This is a genomic window from Haloterrigena gelatinilytica, from assembly GCF_013342145.1.
Taxonomy (GTDB): domain Archaea; phylum Halobacteriota; class Halobacteria; order Halobacteriales; family Natrialbaceae; genus Haloterrigena; species Haloterrigena gelatinilytica.
Genome location: NZ_JABUQZ010000001.1, coordinates 2,774,755 through 2,791,026, shown reverse-complemented (window position 1 = coordinate 2,791,026; position 16,272 = coordinate 2,774,755). Strand labels below are relative to the sequence as shown.

General features: G+C 68.1%; 14 protein-coding genes. 10 read left to right on the top strand and 4 right to left on the bottom strand.

Going from position 1 to position 16,272, the window contains the following annotated elements; genetic code table 11:
- Nucleotides 1-131: 131 nt before the first annotated feature.
- The 4 genes from HTZ84_RS13905 (at nucleotide 132) to HTZ84_RS13890 (ending at nucleotide 5,714) form a co-directional block, all read left to right on the top strand.
- Nucleotides 132-1,388: an FAD/NAD(P)-binding protein gene (locus HTZ84_RS13905; RefSeq protein ID WP_174681230.1), complete on the top strand. Its 1,257-nt coding sequence runs from the start codon at nucleotides 132-134 to the stop codon at nucleotides 1,386-1,388.
- 78 nt (nucleotides 1,389-1,466) lie between these two features.
- Nucleotides 1,467-1,718: a phosphoribosylformylglycinamidine synthase subunit PurS gene (gene purS / locus HTZ84_RS13900; protein ID WP_174681229.1), complete on the top strand. Its 252-nt coding sequence runs from the start codon at nucleotides 1,467-1,469 to the stop codon at nucleotides 1,716-1,718.
- The gene (purQ, locus tag HTZ84_RS13895; RefSeq protein ID WP_174681228.1) at nucleotides 1,719-2,411 is read left to right on the top strand and encodes a phosphoribosylformylglycinamidine synthase I; all 693 of its coding nucleotides are present in this window, start codon (nucleotides 1,719-1,721) and stop codon (nucleotides 2,409-2,411) included. It abuts the gene before it with no gap.
- 144 nt (nucleotides 2,412-2,555) lie between these two features.
- The gene (locus tag HTZ84_RS13890) at nucleotides 2,556-5,714 is read left to right on the top strand and encodes a PAS domain S-box protein (protein WP_174681227.1); all 3,159 of its coding nucleotides are present in this window, start codon (nucleotides 2,556-2,558) and stop codon (nucleotides 5,712-5,714) included.
- Between the two features lie 384 nt (nucleotides 5,715-6,098).
- On the opposite strand, the gene HTZ84_RS13885 is transcribed toward HTZ84_RS13890, so the two are convergent.
- The 4 genes from HTZ84_RS13885 to HTZ84_RS13870 all read right to left on the bottom strand — a co-directional run bounded on the left by HTZ84_RS13885 (nucleotide 6,099) and on the right by HTZ84_RS13870 (nucleotide 8,614).
- The gene (locus tag HTZ84_RS13885) at nucleotides 6,099-7,196 is read right to left on the bottom strand and encodes an archaeosine biosynthesis radical SAM protein RaSEA (RefSeq protein WP_174681226.1); all 1,098 of its coding nucleotides are present in this window, start codon (nucleotides 7,194-7,196) and stop codon (nucleotides 6,099-6,101) included.
- 86 nt (nucleotides 7,197-7,282) lie between these two features.
- Nucleotides 7,283-7,540 (bottom strand): HalOD1 output domain-containing protein, encoded by a 258-nt coding sequence (locus HTZ84_RS13880; RefSeq protein ID WP_174681225.1) that lies wholly within the window; start codon nucleotides 7,538-7,540, stop codon nucleotides 7,283-7,285.
- 99 nt (nucleotides 7,541-7,639) lie between these two features.
- Complete coding sequence (locus HTZ84_RS13875; RefSeq protein WP_174681224.1) at nucleotides 7,640-8,308, bottom strand: helix-turn-helix domain-containing protein; 669 nt, start codon at nucleotides 8,306-8,308, stop codon at nucleotides 7,640-7,642.
- Nucleotides 8,309-8,422: 114 nt separating this feature from the next.
- A complete protein-coding gene (locus HTZ84_RS13870; protein ID WP_174681223.1) occupies nucleotides 8,423-8,614 on the bottom strand; it encodes an HVO_0649 family zinc finger protein in 192 nt (63 codons plus the stop codon).
- A 110-nt stretch (nucleotides 8,615-8,724) separates the two neighbouring features.
- Here HTZ84_RS13870 and HTZ84_RS13865 point away from each other — a divergent pair, with 110 nt between their 5' ends.
- From HTZ84_RS13865 to HTZ84_RS13840, 6 genes are all read left to right on the top strand, one after another.
- The gene (locus HTZ84_RS13865) at nucleotides 8,725-10,656 is read left to right on the top strand and encodes a bacterio-opsin activator domain-containing protein (RefSeq protein ID WP_174681222.1); all 1,932 of its coding nucleotides are present in this window, start codon (nucleotides 8,725-8,727) and stop codon (nucleotides 10,654-10,656) included.
- 98 nt (nucleotides 10,657-10,754) lie between these two features.
- Nucleotides 10,755-10,946, top strand: a complete 192-nt coding sequence (locus tag HTZ84_RS13860; RefSeq protein ID WP_008896044.1) for a DUF1328 family protein — start codon at nucleotides 10,755-10,757, stop codon at nucleotides 10,944-10,946.
- A 234-nt stretch (nucleotides 10,947-11,180) separates the two neighbouring features.
- Nucleotides 11,181-13,103 carry an aldehyde ferredoxin oxidoreductase family protein gene (locus HTZ84_RS13855; protein WP_174681221.1) on the top strand — a complete coding sequence of 641 codons (1,923 nt, stop codon included), beginning with the start codon at nucleotides 11,181-11,183 and terminating at the stop codon, nucleotides 13,101-13,103.
- 74 nt (nucleotides 13,104-13,177) lie between these two features.
- Nucleotides 13,178-13,942: a class I SAM-dependent methyltransferase gene (locus HTZ84_RS13850; protein ID WP_174681220.1), complete on the top strand. Its 765-nt coding sequence runs from the start codon at nucleotides 13,178-13,180 to the stop codon at nucleotides 13,940-13,942.
- A gap of 135 nt (nucleotides 13,943-14,077) precedes the next feature.
- Nucleotides 14,078-15,157, top strand: a complete 1,080-nt coding sequence (locus tag HTZ84_RS13845; RefSeq protein ID WP_174681219.1) for an ABC transporter substrate-binding protein — start codon at nucleotides 14,078-14,080, stop codon at nucleotides 15,155-15,157.
- A gap of 111 nt (nucleotides 15,158-15,268) precedes the next feature.
- Entirely contained in the window at nucleotides 15,269-16,189 is a 921-nt protein-coding gene (locus tag HTZ84_RS13840) for an ABC transporter permease (protein WP_254611756.1), read from the top strand.
- Nucleotides 16,190-16,272 lie beyond the last annotated feature (83 nt).

Here is a 16,272-nt window from a genome sequence, read left to right as displayed (position 1 = left end):
GTTTTCGACGATCGCCCGAGAACCGGCCGCTCGAGTATCGGCGGCGGGCGCTGGTATGAAGGACACATTTCGAGATAGCACTTCTTAATAAGACATAGGACTAAAGTAATAACGCGACGTACCGCGGGTCGATGTACGACTGTGTCATCGTCGGCGGCGGCGTTCACGGCACCTACTGCTGTCAGCGGCTGCTCGAGGATACCGCCCTCGAGCGCGAGGACCTCCTGCTCGTCGATCCGCACGACCGACTGCTCGCGTCGTTTCGTCGGAAGGCGGCGGCCTGCGGGATGGACGAGCTTCGGTCGACGTTCGTCCAGCACGTCGGCACCGAACCGTTCGGTCTGGAGTCGTTCGCCGAGAGCCGCGGCCGCGAGAGCGAACTCCGGCCGACGCCGGGGTATCCGCCGCGGCCGACGCTGTCGCTGTTTCTGGACTTCGCCGACTACGTGATCGAACGCAAGGGACTCGCCGACCGCCACCGGCAAGTCGCCGTCGAGTCGATTCGACGTTCGGCCGCGGGCGACGGCTCGCTGGTCCTCGAGACGGACGCGGGCGACGAAGGCGGAACCGGAATCGAGAACGGGAACGGCGACTCGAGCGGAGGGCAAATCCGAACGCGGACCTGCGTGCTGGCGATCGGTCACGGCGGTCGCTACCGGTATCCGCCGTGGGCCGACGGCGTCGACGCGATCACGCACGCCTGGGACGGGTTCGATCCCGAGCGCCGCGCCGAGGAGACGGTCGTCGTCGGCGGCGGGATCACCGCGGTCCAGCTCGCGATCGCGCTGGCCGAGCGCGAGCGGGTGACGCTGTGTCCGCGCGACGACATAGCGGAAGCGACGATCGAGGCCGATCCGCGCTGGATCAACTGGAACCACATCGAAAAACACCTCCATCGCCACCCGCCCGGATCGCGAGCGCGCTCCGAGACCGTCCGCGAGGCGCGCAACGACGGCACCGTTCCGCCGCGACTGCTCGAACGCCTCGAGCGAGCCGTCGACGGCGGCGATCTGGCCGTTCGAACCGGCGACGTCCGCTCCGCCCGCGAGATCGACGATCGCGTTCGGCTGCTGCTCGAGAACGGCGGCTGTTGCTCGGCCGAGCGCGCCGTTCTGGCGACGGGGTTCGCTCCCGTCTTCGAGCACCCGTTCGTCGACCGCGTCGCCGCGTCGCTCGACCTCGAGCGCGGCCACCGCGGGATGCCGGTACTCGACGACGAGACGCTGGCCTGGCGCGACGCGACCGGGTCGGAGACGCCGCTGTTCGTTACGGGCGCGCTCGCGGCGGGAACCGTCGGTCCGCTGGCGGGCAACGTCGCCGGCGCGCGGCGCGCGGCCGACCGGATCGCACGCGCGATCGAGGCGCGTCGACCGACCGTTCCGGCCTGACGCGGGCGGGTATCCACAAACGTGTATTACGAATCGGAGTCGAAAGCGTTTTTGAGCACGGATACGGGGATTCAGGTAATGACCGCCTACACCGCGACGGTGACCGTTCGGCTCAAACACGGCGTCCTCGATCCCGAGGCCGAGACGACCCAGCAGGCCTTAGAGCGGCTGGGCTTCGACCTCGAGGACCTGCGTTCGGCGGACCGCTTCGAGGTCGATCTCGAGGCCGAATCGGCCGAGAGCGCCCGCGAACGCGCGAGCGAGATGGCAGAGCGACTGCTGGCGAACCCGACCATCCACGACTACGACGTGGAGGTCGACGAGCGGTAGATGACGGTTTCGATCATCAGATTCGGCGGCTCGAACTGCGACCGCGACGCCGAGCGCGCCTTCGAGCACCTCGAGATCGACGCCGAGATCGTCTGGCACGAGGACGGCCTGCCAGCGGACACCTCGGGGATCGTCCTGCCGGGCGGGTTCTCCTACGGGGACTACCTGCGCGCGGGAGCGATGGCCGCGCGCTCGCCGATCATGGCCGAGGTCCGCGAGGCCGCGGCCGAGGGCACGCCCGTCCTCGGCGTCTGCAACGGCGCCCAGATCGGCTGCGAGTCGGGGCTCACCGAGGGCGCCTTTACGACCAACGAGAGCGCCCGCTTCCAGTGCGAACACGTCTACCTGCGCGTCGAGCGCGACGACACGCCGTGGACGGCGGCCTACGACGAGGGCGACGTCATCGAGATCCCCATCGCCCACGGCGAGGGCCGCTACGAGATCGACGACGACCGCCTCGACGAACTCGAGGACGAGGATCGGATCCTCTTTCGCTACTGCGACGAGAACGGCGAGACCGGACCGGACGTGAATCCGAACGGCTCGAAACACAACGTCGCGGGCGTCCTCGGCGAGCGCGAGACCGTCGCCGTGTTGATGCCCCACCCCGAGCGGGCGACGCTGCCCGACGTCGGTCCGACCGACGGACGGGGGATCCTCCGCGGCTTCGAACTGGCCGAGACGGAAGCGTAGACGCCCGCTGACTCGTCTTCTCGTTTTCGCGACCGTCCCCGACGAACCGCCGATCGCGTCACGACTCAATTTCTGAGTCGAGTCGAACAGTAATGACATGGCAGTTCGTTGAAGCCGGTGTATCCAACTGGAGGGGACGAGCGCATGGGATCTGAAACGGGGGTCGTCTACGTCTGCCCCGCCGCCGACGGGACCGTCCGGGAACTGCGCGAACGCGTCGGTCGAGTCGCGGCCGGCGACAGCGTCGCGGACCTGACAGCCGCTCGCTCGAGCGCCGACTGCGTCGTCGTCGGCGACGGCTCGCCCGACGCCGATCCGGTCGAGTGCTGTCGCCGGCTCCGGGCCCGGTGGCCAGACCTTCCGGTGATCGTCTTTCCGGCCGACGGCAGCGAGTCGCTGGCCGGCGCGGTCGTCGCCGCCGGCGCCGACGGCTACGTTCCCCGCGCCGACGGCGTCGACGCGCTCGCGAGCCGCATCGACGCCCTCCTCGCGGACGACGGGATCGAGGCGCCGACCGCCGACTCCTCCGGGTCCGACTCGGCGACCGCGCTCTCGAGTCAACTCGAGTCGTTGATCGACCGATCGCCGTTCGCCGTGATCGAGTGGTCCCTCGAGTTCGACGTCGTGAGCTGGAATCCGGCGGCGACGGAGCTGTTCGGTTACGCGGCGTCGGAGGCCCGCGGTCGGTCCGCGACCGAACTGATCGTTCCCGCCGACATTCGAGACGAGATCCGCGAGCACTGGGAGCGCCTGCTCGACGGGGAGTTCGACGGAAACTCCGCGTGGCGGACCGACGAGAACGTTCGCAAGGACGGAACGACGATCACCTGCGAGTGGGTCAACACGCCGCTGACCGACGACGACGGCGCGGTCGTCAGCGTCCTCTCGTTCGTTCGAGACGTCACCGCCGAACGCAAGCGCGCGAACGCCCTCGAGGCGCTCCAGGAGACGACCCGCGAACTGATGCGCGCCGAGTCGCCCGACGAGATCGCCGCGATCGTGACCGACGCGACCGAACACGTCATCGACCGTCCGCTCGCCGCGGTCCGAATCTACGACGCGGACCGCGGGACGCTCGAACTCGCGGCGGTCAGCGAGTCCCTCGACGCGGCCACGAGCGACATCTCCTCGATCGCACCGGACGAGGGGGTGCTCTGGGAGAGCTACGAGGAGGGCGACCCGTCCGTCCTCGAGGACGTCAGGTCCGAGCGACTCCCCTACGATCTCGGGATCGACGTCGGGAACGCCGTCGTCCACCCGCTGGGCGACCACGGGTTGCTGACGGTGGCGTCGGCGGACGACGTCGACCTCGATATCGCGGAGATCCACCTCGTTCACGTCCTCGCCGCGACGGCCGAGGCCGCGCTCGACCGAGCGACCCGGCAGCGCGAACTCGAGCGGACCCAGACGATCGTCGAGACGGTCGGCGACTGCGTCTATCAGCTCGACGCCGAGGGCCGGTTCATCGCCGTCAACGACACGATGGCGAATACGTGTAACTACGGTCGCGACGAACTCGTCGGCGAGCACATCTCGACGGTCCTCACCGACGAGAGCGTCGAGCGCGGACGGCGCCGCGTTCGCCGCCTCCGCTCGGACGACCGACGCGTTGCGACCTACGAGGTGACGCTGGTGGGGCGCGACGGCGAGCGCACACCGGCCGAGGTCAACATGGCCCTGTTGCGCTCGGACGGCGAGATCGCGGGCTCGGTCGGCATCGTTCGCGATATCAGCGAGCGCAAGCGGATGGAACGGGAGCTGGTCGAACGGAAGGCGAAGATCGAGCGCCTCCACGAGGTCGCCTCCCGCCTCGAGAACTGCCGGAGTCGACGGGAGATCTACGACTGCGCCGTCGAGGCGGCCGAAGACGTCCTGAACTTCGACGCCTGCGTCGTCAAGCGCCTCGAGGGAGACCACCTCGTCACGGCGGCCCTCTCTTCGAAACTCGACGCCGAGTTCGACCGGCGGATGGGAATCGACGAGGGGATCGCCGCCAAGACGTATCGAACGGGGGAGACCTACCGGATCGACGATCTCCGGACGGCGCCCGACGCCGCGCCGGTCGACGGCGCGCTGCGCTCGGTGCTGTCCGTCCCGATCGGCGACCGCGGTGTGTTCCAGACGGTCTCGACGACGGTCGACTCGTTCAGTCGGGAGGACGAGGAGCTGGCGGAGCTCCTGTTGTCACACGTCACCGACGCGCTCGATCGGCTCGCGTTCGAGGAACAGCTGCGGGCGGAACGCGACCGGTTCGCGGCGCTGTTCGAGAACGTCCCCGACGCCGTCGTCAGCGCGCGCCAGACCGCCGGCGACGCGATCGTCGAGGCGGTCAATCCGGCCTTCGAACGGACGTTCGGCTACGAGGAGTCGGCGGTCGTCGGTCGGTCCCTCGATCGGATCATCGTCCCCGCGAACAGGAGCGCGGAGGCGGAATCGCTCACCCGCCGCGGCGGCGACGGCGAGACCGTCGAGACCGAGGTCAAGCGGCGGACCGACGACGGGTTGCGCGATTTCATGATGCGGATCGTTCCCGTCGACCGCGGCGAGTCGACCGACCACACGTTCGGCCTCTACACCGACATCACCGACCAGAAACAGCGCCAGAAGCGCGTCGAAATTCTGAACCGCGTCCTGCGCCACGACATGCGAAACGGCATGAACATCATCGACGGCTGCGCCGAGATGCTCGCCGACGCCGTCGAGGACGACGCTATCGAGTACGCGACGACCATTCAGCAGCGGGCCGGCGAACTCGTCTCGCTCGCCGAGAAGACCCGCACCGTCGAGCGCGTTCTGGAGCGCGAGCCGACGACCACGGGCCCGACCGACGTCGCTCGGACGATCGCGGAGACCGTCGACCGCCTCGAGGCCGAGTACCCCGCCGTCACCGTCTCCTGTTCGGTCCCCGACCGGCTGTTCGTCCGGATCGACGCCTCGCTCGAGACCGTCCTCTACCAGGTGCTCGAGAACGCCGTCGAACACCACGACGGGACGGCGCCGACGATCGAGGTGTCGGTCTGCGACCGGAGCGACGACGGAATGCTCTCGCTGTCGGTCGCCGACGACGGGCCCGGAATACCCGACGAGGAGCGGGAGCTACTCCAGGGCGACCGGGAGATCACGCAACTGCGCCACGCCAGCGGGCTCGGCCTCTGGCTCGTCAACCTCGTCGTCACGCAGGCCGGCGGCCAGCTGTCCTTCGACGCGAACGAGCCGCGAGGCACCGTCGTCACGCTCGAACTCCCGCGGGCCGACACCGAACCGGTCCGGTCGGCCGGGGACAGCACGGCGACCGGCGACTGACGGCGCGCCGGAACCGGTCGGTCCAGACGCTACGCTTTTTGACCCGGCGACGGATGGCTTCAGTGGGCCGTGTCCGGATCAGACCCGATACAGTGTCCGATCTGCGGTTGGACGGGGGAACAGTCCGAGCTCGAAAACGCAACTGACGGGGCCGCCTGCCCCGTTTGCAGCGAATCCGTGACGATCGAGTAATCTCGCAGAGCGCCTTCGCCGGGCTCTCGCAGTCCGGTAGTATTTTCAGTTCCGTCCTAATGCGCGGCGCGTTAGCTCCGATATTCCCGACCGATTCCGGTCGAGACGCGCGTGCAGTTCGCGAAGCGAGCGAGCAGCGGTCTCACGACGTTGTCGCGAGAGAACCGTCGTCCGCGCCCGCGGCGATCGTCGCTATCGCGTCAGCGGCTGATTGAACCCGCGCTCGCGCTCCATGACGGTCTCCCAGGTCAGTTCGCACTCGCAGGAGACCTGCTCGAACACGGAGGGATCCTGCCGCAGGTCGAAGTCCTTGATCGCCTTCTGGACGAGGTCGTCACACTCCGTGCAGTTGTGCGGCCCGCGATCGGAGCCGTGGCCGACCGGATCGGAGACGACGATGGCGTCGGTGTCGGCGGTCTCCTCGAGGACGTGGGCGACCGACCAGAGCCACGGCGGGCGGTAGCCGTCGTTGAAGTAGAGCTCGTCGACCATCGTGTAGCGCTGGACGTTACAGGGGTTCATCGAGACGGTGTGACAGCCCTCGACGTCGGCGCAGCGCTCGATCGAGGAGATCATGTCCGCGACGGCCTCGGACTCGGTGAGGAACGGCGGCTTCATCAGGAGGTAGGCCTTGATGCCGGCCTCGGCGTCGTCGGCCTCGGCGTCTGCCGTCGCGGCCTCGGCGCAGGCGTCCTCGAAGTCCGCGAAGTCGAAGTACTTGTTCACGCAGTCGTGGCGGACGCGGTCGGTCGCCGTCTCGAGGCCGATCGCGATGTCCGTGTCGATCCCGTGTCCGGTGAAGTCGCCGATCTTCTCCCGGTCGACGAAGTCGGGCAGGGACTCGAGGACGATCCGGTCGCGGTCGGCGAAGGTCTCGGCGATGGCGCGGCGGGTCTCGGCGCCGACCTCGCGCTCGTCGAGGAAGGAGCCGGAGGTGTAGATCTTGATGAGCTCGGCCGGCTCGTCGGCGTTCTCGTCTTCGTGTTCGAGACAGACGTCGATCTGGTCCATCAGGGCCTCGTGGGAGACGCTGCCGCCGTCGACGCTCTCGGCGACGTAGCCGCACATCGTACAGCCGCCGGCGCGGGCCCACCGGCAGCCCCCCGTGTTCAGAATGATCGTCAGACTCCGCTTGACGCCGCCGGGGGTGTTGTCCTCGTCGAGCCAGACGCGGGTGGGCTCGTGGGGATCGTAGCTGGCCTCCTTGCGCGAGCGGATCTCGCGCATGACCTGATTGTGGGCGTCCATGCCCTTGCCCTGCTCGTAGACATCGGGGCTCGGTTTGCTCATTACGAGGGGCAAGCAGTCCGGCGCGTAAAGCGCCTTCGTCTGGGGTGGGTCGTGACGGCGTTCGCACCGACGGTTTCGGAACGCGGTTAGGACTCGACGGCGATCTCGCCGTCCGCGTCGACGCGGACGTCGTAGCCGTAGTACGTGAACTGCACCGACCCCGTGGTCCGCGGGCCGTCGGTGCTCGAGGACTGAAAGAGCGAATCCAGCGCTTCGGGATCGACGGCGTCGTACAGCGGCGGCAGCGATAGCGGATCCGTTCCGTCGAGCGCGGCGACCCGTTCGACGATCGCCAGACTCGGCGTCTCGCTCGATAGCTCCGCGGAGTGGCTTGGTTTACTCATTACCGAATAGTTTCTTTCGATGGCCTCGTATCTACCGTCGTATTCTTCCACTATTTATATCGGGGCGGATAGGGAGATCGACTGCCCGTTCGGAGCCGGTTAGTCGTCGAACAGTTGGCGGAACACTTTGGCCATGATCCGCCGCAGATGCGTCGACAGCGTCGACGGCGAGATATCGAGTTCGTCGGCGACCTCGGCTGCACTCGCGCCCTCTGGTTCGTAATAGCCCATTCGGGTCGCGGTACGGGCGACCTCTCGCTGGCGTTCGGTGAGAGAGACCTCGGCGTGACCGCCGGAGGCCGCGTTCGCTTGCGGTCCGGTGCTGTAGAGCTTCTCGAGTTCGAATTGAATATTCTCCTCGCGACAGAACTTCCAGTAGTCGCCGAGCCGTTCTCGATCGGGCGCGTGTAATCGCAATTCCCAACCTCGGCCGACGGTCCAACTGGAGAGCACCTGTAACCCGAGATCGGCGATTTCGGGGGTCGTGAACTTCGCTTCTTGGGTGTGATAGATCTGGTAGACGCGGTGGTCTTGAAAATCCATCGTCACCTCCCATTCGTCTACCGTGTGATCGGTCTCGAGCGCGGAGTCGAACGCTCGAAAGTCGCAGTTCGTTACCGAATAGAAGAGGATCGATCCGGACTGATCGGGATAGGTCAACGGTTCCGATTCCACCGCTATTTCCACGCCGTCGACGGTTCGGATCGTCGGCGTCAACGGGAGATCCGCGTGGGAGATGGTCATCTCGGCGATGAAGCTCCGTGTCATCGGCCTCACCCCGACGTAGCGGGTGTGGAACGGGCTGGGCTATCACGTCGAGATGCGGTGACGTCACTCGAACTCCCTCGAAGCGGGGCCGACAGCCGTTCGTCTCCGACCGTCTTAGTCGAGCCGCATCTCACGGGTTTCGATGGCGTCGCAGGTCGGACAGACGAACTGGTAAGTGACGCGGCTCCCGGTCGTCTGTACGCGCCAGCTCCCGTCGGTATCGACGTAGCCACACGACGGACATTTGGGGTCCGATTTCTCGAATTTCGCCTTGAGTTGTTCGAAGGGTGATCGATAGGTAGACATGTGTCTAGCTATGCTATGGCAACACATAACAATCTAGGGTACCAGTCCGACCGTTGAACCGTCCGGCCGACCACCGCGGTTCTTACGGCGTTGCCGCTCGAAGGAGGGCTATGGAGAACGCCGATGCGGCGGAGGACGAGGGCCGGGCCACGCCCGCGGCCACCGCACTCGAGGCCGTCGTCGACCCCGTCGTCGCCGTCGTCGACGAGACGATCACGTACGCGAACGACGCGGCGCGGACGGCGCTCGACTTGCCGTCGACCGAGGGCGGACGCGGGGCCGGCGAGTGGGACGCGGCGAGCGCGCTCGAGTCGTGGCCGCGACTCGAGGCGGCCGTCGACGAGACGACCGTCGGGACGGTCCGCCGGGTCCCGCTCGAGGACGAGCCGTACGACGCGCGCGTCCACCGGGACGCCGATGTGGCCACGATCACGTTCGACCGCGGGCGGGAGGACGCCGCAACCGGCGAGTCGGAGGGGGAGACCGACGGGGCGGCGCTGGGCGAGCGCGACCGGACCGTCAAGGACCGCGCGATCAACGAGGCGCCGGTGGGGATCACCATCTCCGACCCGGACCGCGAGGACAACCCGCTCGTCTACGTCAACGACGCCTACCAGGAGATCACCGGCTACGGCTACGACGAGGTCGTCGGCCGGAACTGCCGGTTTCTGCAGGGCGAGGACTCCCAGGAAGTGGCCATCGCCGAGATGGCCGCGGCCATCGACGAGGAGCGGCCGATCACCGTCGAACTGAAGAACTACCGCAAGGACGGCACCGAGTTCTGGAACGAAGTGACGATCGCTCCCGTCCGCGACGCGGACGGGACGGTCACCAACTACGTCGGCTTCCAGAACGACGTCACGGCGCGCAAGGAGGCCGAACTCGCCCTCGAGCGCCGCACCGAGGAGCTCGACGACCTCCTGGAGCGCGTGGAGGGGCTGATCCAGGACGTCACGGACGTCGTCGCGAGCTCGACGAACCGTTCGGAACTCGAGGCCGCGGTCTGCGAGCGGATCGTCGCGGAGGCGGGCTACGACGGCGCGTGGATCGGCGAGCGCAACCCCGCGACGGGGTCGATCGACGTCCGAGCGAGCGCCGGCGCGTGCGACGATCCGGACGGCCCGCCGATCGACGTCGACCACCCCGCCGCCGCGGCGCTGGAGGAGCGCGCCGCCACGACCGACGCGCACGAGGAACGGACTCGCGCCGCGTTCCCCCTGTCGTACAACGGGATCGAGTACGGCGTGCTCACCGTCCGCACCGACCGCGACCGCGAGATCGACGAGCGCGAGCGGGTGATCCTCTCGGCGCTGGCCCGAGCGGTCGCCAGCGGCGTCAACGCCCGCGAGACCAGCCGCGTGCTCGAGACCGACGCCGTCGTCGCCGTCGAACTCGCGCTGACCGATCGCTCGGTCGCGCCCGTCGCGCTCACCGCGGCGGCCGACTGCCGACTCGAGTACCGCCACTCGGTCCACCGGACCGACGACGAGACCGCGTCGCTGTGTACCGTTACTGGCCCCGAGGCCACCGCGTCAGACCTCGTCGCGGCGGCCGACGCCGCCGACTTGGACTGCCGGGTCGTCCTCGAGCGCGAGGGGGAGTGTCTGGTCGAACTCGCCGGCGGCGACGACCTCGTCGGCTGGCTCTCCGAGCGGGGCGTTCGCCTCCAGTCGATCGAGAGCGAGGACGGCCGGGCCCGCGTCACCCTCGAGATCCCGCGCTCGGCCAACGTCCGGTCGATCGTGGAGGCCCTCGAGGACCGCTACCGCGGCACCGACGTCATCTCGTTCCGGCAGCGCGAACGCGAGGGCGAGACCCGCCAGGAGTTCGCGGCCCGCCTCGAGCGGGACCTGACCGAGCGCCAGTTCGCCGCGCTGCAGCGGGCGTACCTGAGCGGCTACTTCGAGTGGCCCCGCCCGACGACGGGCGAGGATCTCGCCCAGTCGATGGGCGTCTCCCGGCCGACGTTCCACGAACACCTCCGAACGGCCGAAGCGAAGCTGTGTCGGGCGTTCTTCGGAGACACTGAGTCTTCGGGCTGACACTGCAGGGCTGAATGCCCGTCTTAACGGACTGTAGCCCGGCGCTAGCGGTTGGACGGTCGCCGAGGTTTATCTGTCCCTTCGTGATAGACCGGCGTATGTTCCACCTCGTAACGTCGGTACCGCTGCAGGCTGGCGGCGGGTTCCTGTACTGGGCAGTGATCTTCTTCGTCCTGGCGATCGTCGCGGCCGCCGTCGGCGCTCGCGGCGTCGCGGGGATCTCCATGGAGGTCGCGCGGATCTTCGTGCTGATATTCATCATCCTCGCGATCGTCTCCTTGCTCCTGTAGCGAGCGTCGGGCGCCGCGAAATCGGCGGCTCCGGCCGTCGACTCGAGTAGTGTCAGTTACGACGCCGCAGTATTTGCAACCGCCGATCGAGATCGATCCGGTAGTTAAGCGCATTGTCCGGGCGGCTCCTGACCGCTCGAGCGACGTCGCGATCGAGCACGTAACCGAATCTGGTTATATTGGGGTGAGAACGACTAACACCGTAGACGACTAATTGAACGGTGTGGAGTTATCATGACTGACATCGGTGGATTTCAGGATCACGTCGCCCGCATCGATCTATCGGAGGGATCGGTCGACTACGAGCCGATCGACGACGAGGACGCGCGGAAGTATATCGGGGCGCGCGGCCTCGGCGTGAAGTACGTCTTCGAACAGGGTCCCGACGTCGATCCGCTCGGGCCGGACAACCTGCTGGCCTTCATGAACGGGCCGCTGTCGGGGACCCAGACGACGATGAGCGGTCGGATCGCCGTCTGCACGAAGTCGCCGCTGACGGGCACCGTTACGGACAGCCATCACGGCGGCTGGTCGGGGGCCCGGCTGAAGTGGGCCGGCTTCGACGGCCTGCTGGTCGAAGGCGAGGCCGACGAGCCGGTCTACGCCTACATCGAAGATGGCGAGGTCGAACTCCGGGACGCCTCCCACCTCTGGGGCGAAGGGTTCCACGACACGCGCGACGCGATCGAGGAGGAGGTCGACGGCGCCTACGGCAAGAACCTCTCGATCATGGGGATCGGCCCCGGCGGCGAGAACGGCGTCAAGTACGCCTGCATCATGAACGAGGACGACCGGGCCTCCGGCCGCGGCGGCACCGGCTGCGTCATGGGGTCGAAGAACCTCAAGGCGATCGTCGTCAAGTCCGGGACGAAGATGCCCAAACCGGCGGACAAGGAGACGTTCATGGAGGGCCACCAGCAGGCCATGCAGGCCATCCAGGAGTCGGAGGTCACCGCGCCCAACGAGGGCGGCCTCTCGATGTACGGGACCAACGTCCTGATGAACATCGGCGAGGAGATGGACGGGCTCCCGACGAAGAACGGCCGGTACACCTCGACCGAGAGCATGCGCGACGCGGAGGGCGTCGACATCGACGCCGAGCGCGTCTCCGGCGAGAACGTCCGCGAGAACATCCTCGTCGACGAGCCGACCTGTCACTCCTGTCCGGTCGCCTGCAAGAAGGAAGTCGAGGTCACGGCGATGCACAAGGGCGAGGAGATGAACGTCCGCACCGAGTCCTACGAGTACGAGTCGGCCTACGCGCTCGGCCCGAACTCCGGGCACACCGAGCGCGACGACATCGCCCTCATGATCGACCGGTGTAACGACATGGGCGTCGACACCATCGACACCGGGAACATGCTCGCGATGGCCATGGAGATGACCGAGGAGGGCAAACTCGAGGACGAAGGCGGGCTCGACTGGGGCGACTCCGAGACGATGATCGAGATGATCGAGCGCATCGCCCGCCGCGAGGACGACCTCGCGGACCTGCTGGCCGAGGGCCCGAAGCGCGTCGCCGACCGCAAGGACGCCCACGAGAACTCGCTCGCGGTCAAGGGCCAGACCATCGCCGCCTACGACCCCCGCTGCATGAAGGGGATGGGCATCGGCTACGCCACCTCGAACCGCGGGGCCTGCCACCTGCGCGGGTACACGCCGGCCGCCGAAATCCTCGGGATCCCCGAGAAGGTCGACCCCTACGAGTACGAGGGTAAGGGCGAACTCACCGCCCAGTTCCAGGACCTGCACGCCATCTCGGACAGCTTCGACATCTGCAAGTTCAACGCCTTCGCCGAGGGCATCGAGGAGTACGTCACTCAATACAACGGGATGACCGGCCGCGACGTCACCGAGGACGAACTGCTCGAGGCCGGGGAACGGATCTACAACTTAGAGCGGTACTACAACAACCTCGTCGGCTTCGACGGCAGCGACGACTCGCTGCCCGAGCGCTTCCTCGAGGACGGCATCCCCGGCCAGGGCGCCTCGGAGGGCGAGTACTGCGAACTCGAGGAGATGAAAGAAGAGTACTACGACCACCGCGGCTGGGTCGACGGCGTCGTCCCCGACGAGAAACTCGACGACCTCGGCATCGACATCGGCCCCGGAACGGGCGTCTCCGCGGGCGACTCGGCGGCCCCGGCCGACGACTGACCGCCGACGCAAGCCGGTCGGCCCGGTCGTCGGGTCGTTCGGACGACGGCTTTTCGGCGGCAGCGGTTCGGACGATGGCCTCGCGATACAACTTCGGCGTCTATCACTGGCGACGACGGGTCCGTTCGATAGCCGTCGCGCTCGTCGCCGCCGTCATCGGCGTCGCCGTTCGACGGCGGACGAACGACGCTCGAGCTCGGCTGGCCGCGACCGGGGCGACGATCGGTGCGGCCGTTTACGCCGTTCGCGTGCTGCGACGCCTCCTGTCGCCGCCACCGTGGGCGCTCGAGCGAGCCAAGTACGACGCGCTGGCGGCCCGCCTCCCGCTCGCCGACGCCGATCGGGTGCTCGACGTCGGCTGTGGCACCGGCCGGTCGCTCGTGGGTCTCGCACCGTCCGTCTCGCCCGACGCGGACGTGATCGGGTTCGACGTCTTCGACGATCGGATCATCCTCGGGAACGGCCCCGCGCTCGCCCGCCGGAACGGATCCCGCGCCGGCCTCGCGGTGTCGCCGGTCGCCGGCGACGCGGCGGCGCTGCCGTTCGCCGACGGCTCGATCGACGTCGTCACCGCTTGCCGCGTCCTCCACGATCTCGAGGCGACGGCCGCGGATCGAACGCTGCGCGAGATCCGCCGCGTGTGCGAACCCGACGGAACGCTCGGGATTCTCGAGTTGCCGCTGACTCCCGACGGCGTTTCCCGTCGCCCCGAGCCCTACTGGACGGACCGCGTCACCGCGGCGGGCTTCCGAATCGAGTCGCTCGAGCGACTCGAACGCGATACCGGGGATCCCTATCTCGTGCTCGTCGCGACGCCGCGAATCGGGAACGACGGGTAGCCCGCCGCCGTCGGCTCCCGTCGGCCGGACCGCCGGCGGGCATCGCCTCGAGACGGTCACCGGAAACGGACTACTTAACGGAACGTACAAATCCTTTATTCCGAGGTTCGTGGTTAGCACCTGTTGTGGGAGATAATGACAAACACGTGCTGCGATCGCCGCCGGTTCCTCGCCGTTACGGGAGGCGTGACTGCGACCGTCGCAGGTTGTCTCGGCGGTCCGGGTGGGAGCGACTCGGGCGAAACCGCCGACGGCGAGCCCGCCGTCACCGACGTCTCGCTGCTGCTCAACTGGCGGATCAGCGGGCTGCACGCGCCCTACGTCGCGGCCCGTGAGAACGGATTTTACGCGGACGAGGGGTTCGAGAGCGTCGCGATCGAGAGCGGGGACGGCTCGGACTTCGCCGCGAACCAGGCCGGACTGGGGAACGTCGAGTTCGCGATCACGAGCGCCGATCAACTGCTGAACGTCAACAGCCGCGGGCTCTCGCCGCGCTGCGTCGCGGTCGTCATGCAGCGCAACCCGAACGTGGTCTTCGCGACCCGCGACGGACTCGGCGAGCTAACCGACCCCGAGCAACTCGAGGGCGCGACCGTCGGCAGCGGTCCCGGCATGGTCCGCCAGATGACCGAGGCGTACCTCGAGCACCACGGCGTCCTCGAGAGCGTCGAGTACGTCGACGCCGGCTTCGACACCGTCCAGCAGTTGCTCGCGGGCGACCTCGACGCCGCCGGCGGCGTCTTCGGCGACGTCGTCGACGCCGAGCACCAGGGCGCGACCGTCGACGTGCTCTCGATCGACGAGACGATCCGCTCGTACGGTCACCTTCTGGCGACCGACGCGGACTTCGCCGCCGAAAACGAGGCGACCGTCCGCTCGTTTCTCCGCGCGACCGCGAGAGGCGCCGTCTGGGCGAGCACCAACCCCACTGACGCGATCGCCCTCCTCGTCGACGCCCAGCCCGAACTCGAGGAGGTCCGCGAGAACCAGGCCGACAAGTGGGACCGGATGCACGCCGAGTACATGTTCTCGGAGACCGTCCGCGAGCGCGGCTGGGGGTACAGCGAATCGGGACCGTGGACGGAGACCTACGAGACGCTCGCGGCGGCCGACGTCTTCGAGGACGACGTCGATCCCGAAACGGTGTGGACGAACGACTACCTCGACGATGAGTCCGAACACATCGCCGACTACGCGGCACGAGTCGAGTCGTAACCGCCCGCGAGCCTCGAGGCCCGCCGCGAACCGGCGGCCGACCGAGGGACGGCGGATTCGACGGCGCCGACGGAGCGCCAGCGAACCGTTGTCGAGAAGGGAGCGAGATCGATGACCGATCGACGTACGGAGTCACTGGCCGACGGCGGGACCGAGTCGATGCCCGAGGGGGACGGATCGAGAGCGGGAGCGATGCCCGACGAACGGACCGATACGAACCGTCGCCCGGTCCGGACGCCGTCGATCGGAAGCCCGCGATCCGTCCGCGATCGCGTCGCGCCCGTCGGGGAACGCGTCGGGCCGCCGGCGCTCGTCCTCGTCGCGCTGCTCGCCGCGTGGCAGGCGGCCGTCGTCGTCACCGGGCTCCCGACGCTGCTGCTCCCGTCGCCGACCGACGTCGCGACGGCGCTGCTCGAGACGTATCCGACCCTGCTCGGCGATGCGGTCGTGACGGGCGTCACCGCCGCGACGGGACTGCTCGCCGGCGGCGCCGTCGGCTTCGCGCTCGCGTTCGCGATGACCTACTCGCGGACGGCGACGCGGACGCTGGTGCCCTACGTCGTCGCCTTACGGATCGCGCCGCTGATCGCCGTCGCGCCGCTGCTGTTCCTCTGGTTCGGCCGCGGAATCCCGGCGCGGGCGCTGCTCGTCGCGACGCTGACCGTCTTCCCGATGACCGTCGCCGCGCTCGACGGACTGCGGGAGACGCCGGCGGCGTACCTCGACCTCGCCGACTCCGTGGGCGCGTCGCGGCTCGAGACCTTCCTGTTCGTCCGCGTGCCGGCCGCCGCGCCGAGCGTCGTCGCCGGGTTCAAAATTGCGGCCACGCTGTCGGTCATCGGTGCGGTCGTCGCCGAGTTCGTCACGCTCCGGGCCGGACTGGGATACCGGGTGTTCGACACGGCGACGTACCTCGAGACGGCCGAGACCTACGCCGCGCTGGTCGTCCTCTCGGCGCTGGGCGTCGGGTTCTATCTGGTGCCGGTGGCGCTCGAGCGGCTGCTATGGTCGCGTTCCGAACGACAGTCGTGAACGGTGCATTCGAAGACGCATCTGCACGGAACGCCCGCACTTCTCAGTGTAGCCGCGGATTTAACGCCCCTCGTCTATCAGAG

Bases quoted from the DNA above. Each gene is read 5' to 3' on its own strand.
- HTZ84_RS13905 (WP_174681230.1), top strand. From the start codon at position 132: ATGTACGACTGTGTCATCGTCGGCGGCGGCGTTCACGGCACCTACTGC.
- purS (WP_174681229.1), top strand. From the start codon at position 1,467: ATGACCGCCTACACCGCGACGGTGACCGTTCGGCTCAAACACGGCGTC.
- purQ (WP_174681228.1), top strand. From the start codon at position 1,719: ATGACGGTTTCGATCATCAGATTCGGCGGCTCGAACTGCGACCGCGAC.
- HTZ84_RS13890 (WP_174681227.1), top strand. From the start codon at position 2,556: ATGGGATCTGAAACGGGGGTCGTCTACGTCTGCCCCGCCGCCGACGGG.
- HTZ84_RS13885 (WP_174681226.1), bottom strand. From the start codon at position 7,196: ATGAGCAAACCGAGCCCCGATGTCTACGAGCAGGGCAAGGGCATGGAC.
- HTZ84_RS13880 (WP_174681225.1), bottom strand. From the start codon at position 7,540: ATGAGTAAACCAAGCCACTCCGCGGAGCTATCGAGCGAGACGCCGAGT.
- HTZ84_RS13875 (WP_174681224.1), bottom strand. From the start codon at position 8,308: ATGACACGGAGCTTCATCGCCGAGATGACCATCTCCCACGCGGATCTC.
- HTZ84_RS13870 (WP_174681223.1), bottom strand. From the start codon at position 8,614: ATGTCTACCTATCGATCACCCTTCGAACAACTCAAGGCGAAATTCGAG.
- HTZ84_RS13865 (WP_174681222.1), top strand. From the start codon at position 8,725: ATGGAGAACGCCGATGCGGCGGAGGACGAGGGCCGGGCCACGCCCGCG.
- HTZ84_RS13860 (WP_008896044.1), top strand. From the start codon at position 10,755: ATGTTCCACCTCGTAACGTCGGTACCGCTGCAGGCTGGCGGCGGGTTC.
- HTZ84_RS13855 (WP_174681221.1), top strand. From the start codon at position 11,181: ATGACTGACATCGGTGGATTTCAGGATCACGTCGCCCGCATCGATCTA.
- HTZ84_RS13850 (WP_174681220.1), top strand. From the start codon at position 13,178: ATGGCCTCGCGATACAACTTCGGCGTCTATCACTGGCGACGACGGGTC.
- HTZ84_RS13845 (WP_174681219.1), top strand. From the start codon at position 14,078: ATGACAAACACGTGCTGCGATCGCCGCCGGTTCCTCGCCGTTACGGGA.
- HTZ84_RS13840 (WP_254611756.1), top strand. From the start codon at position 15,269: ATGACCGATCGACGTACGGAGTCACTGGCCGACGGCGGGACCGAGTCG.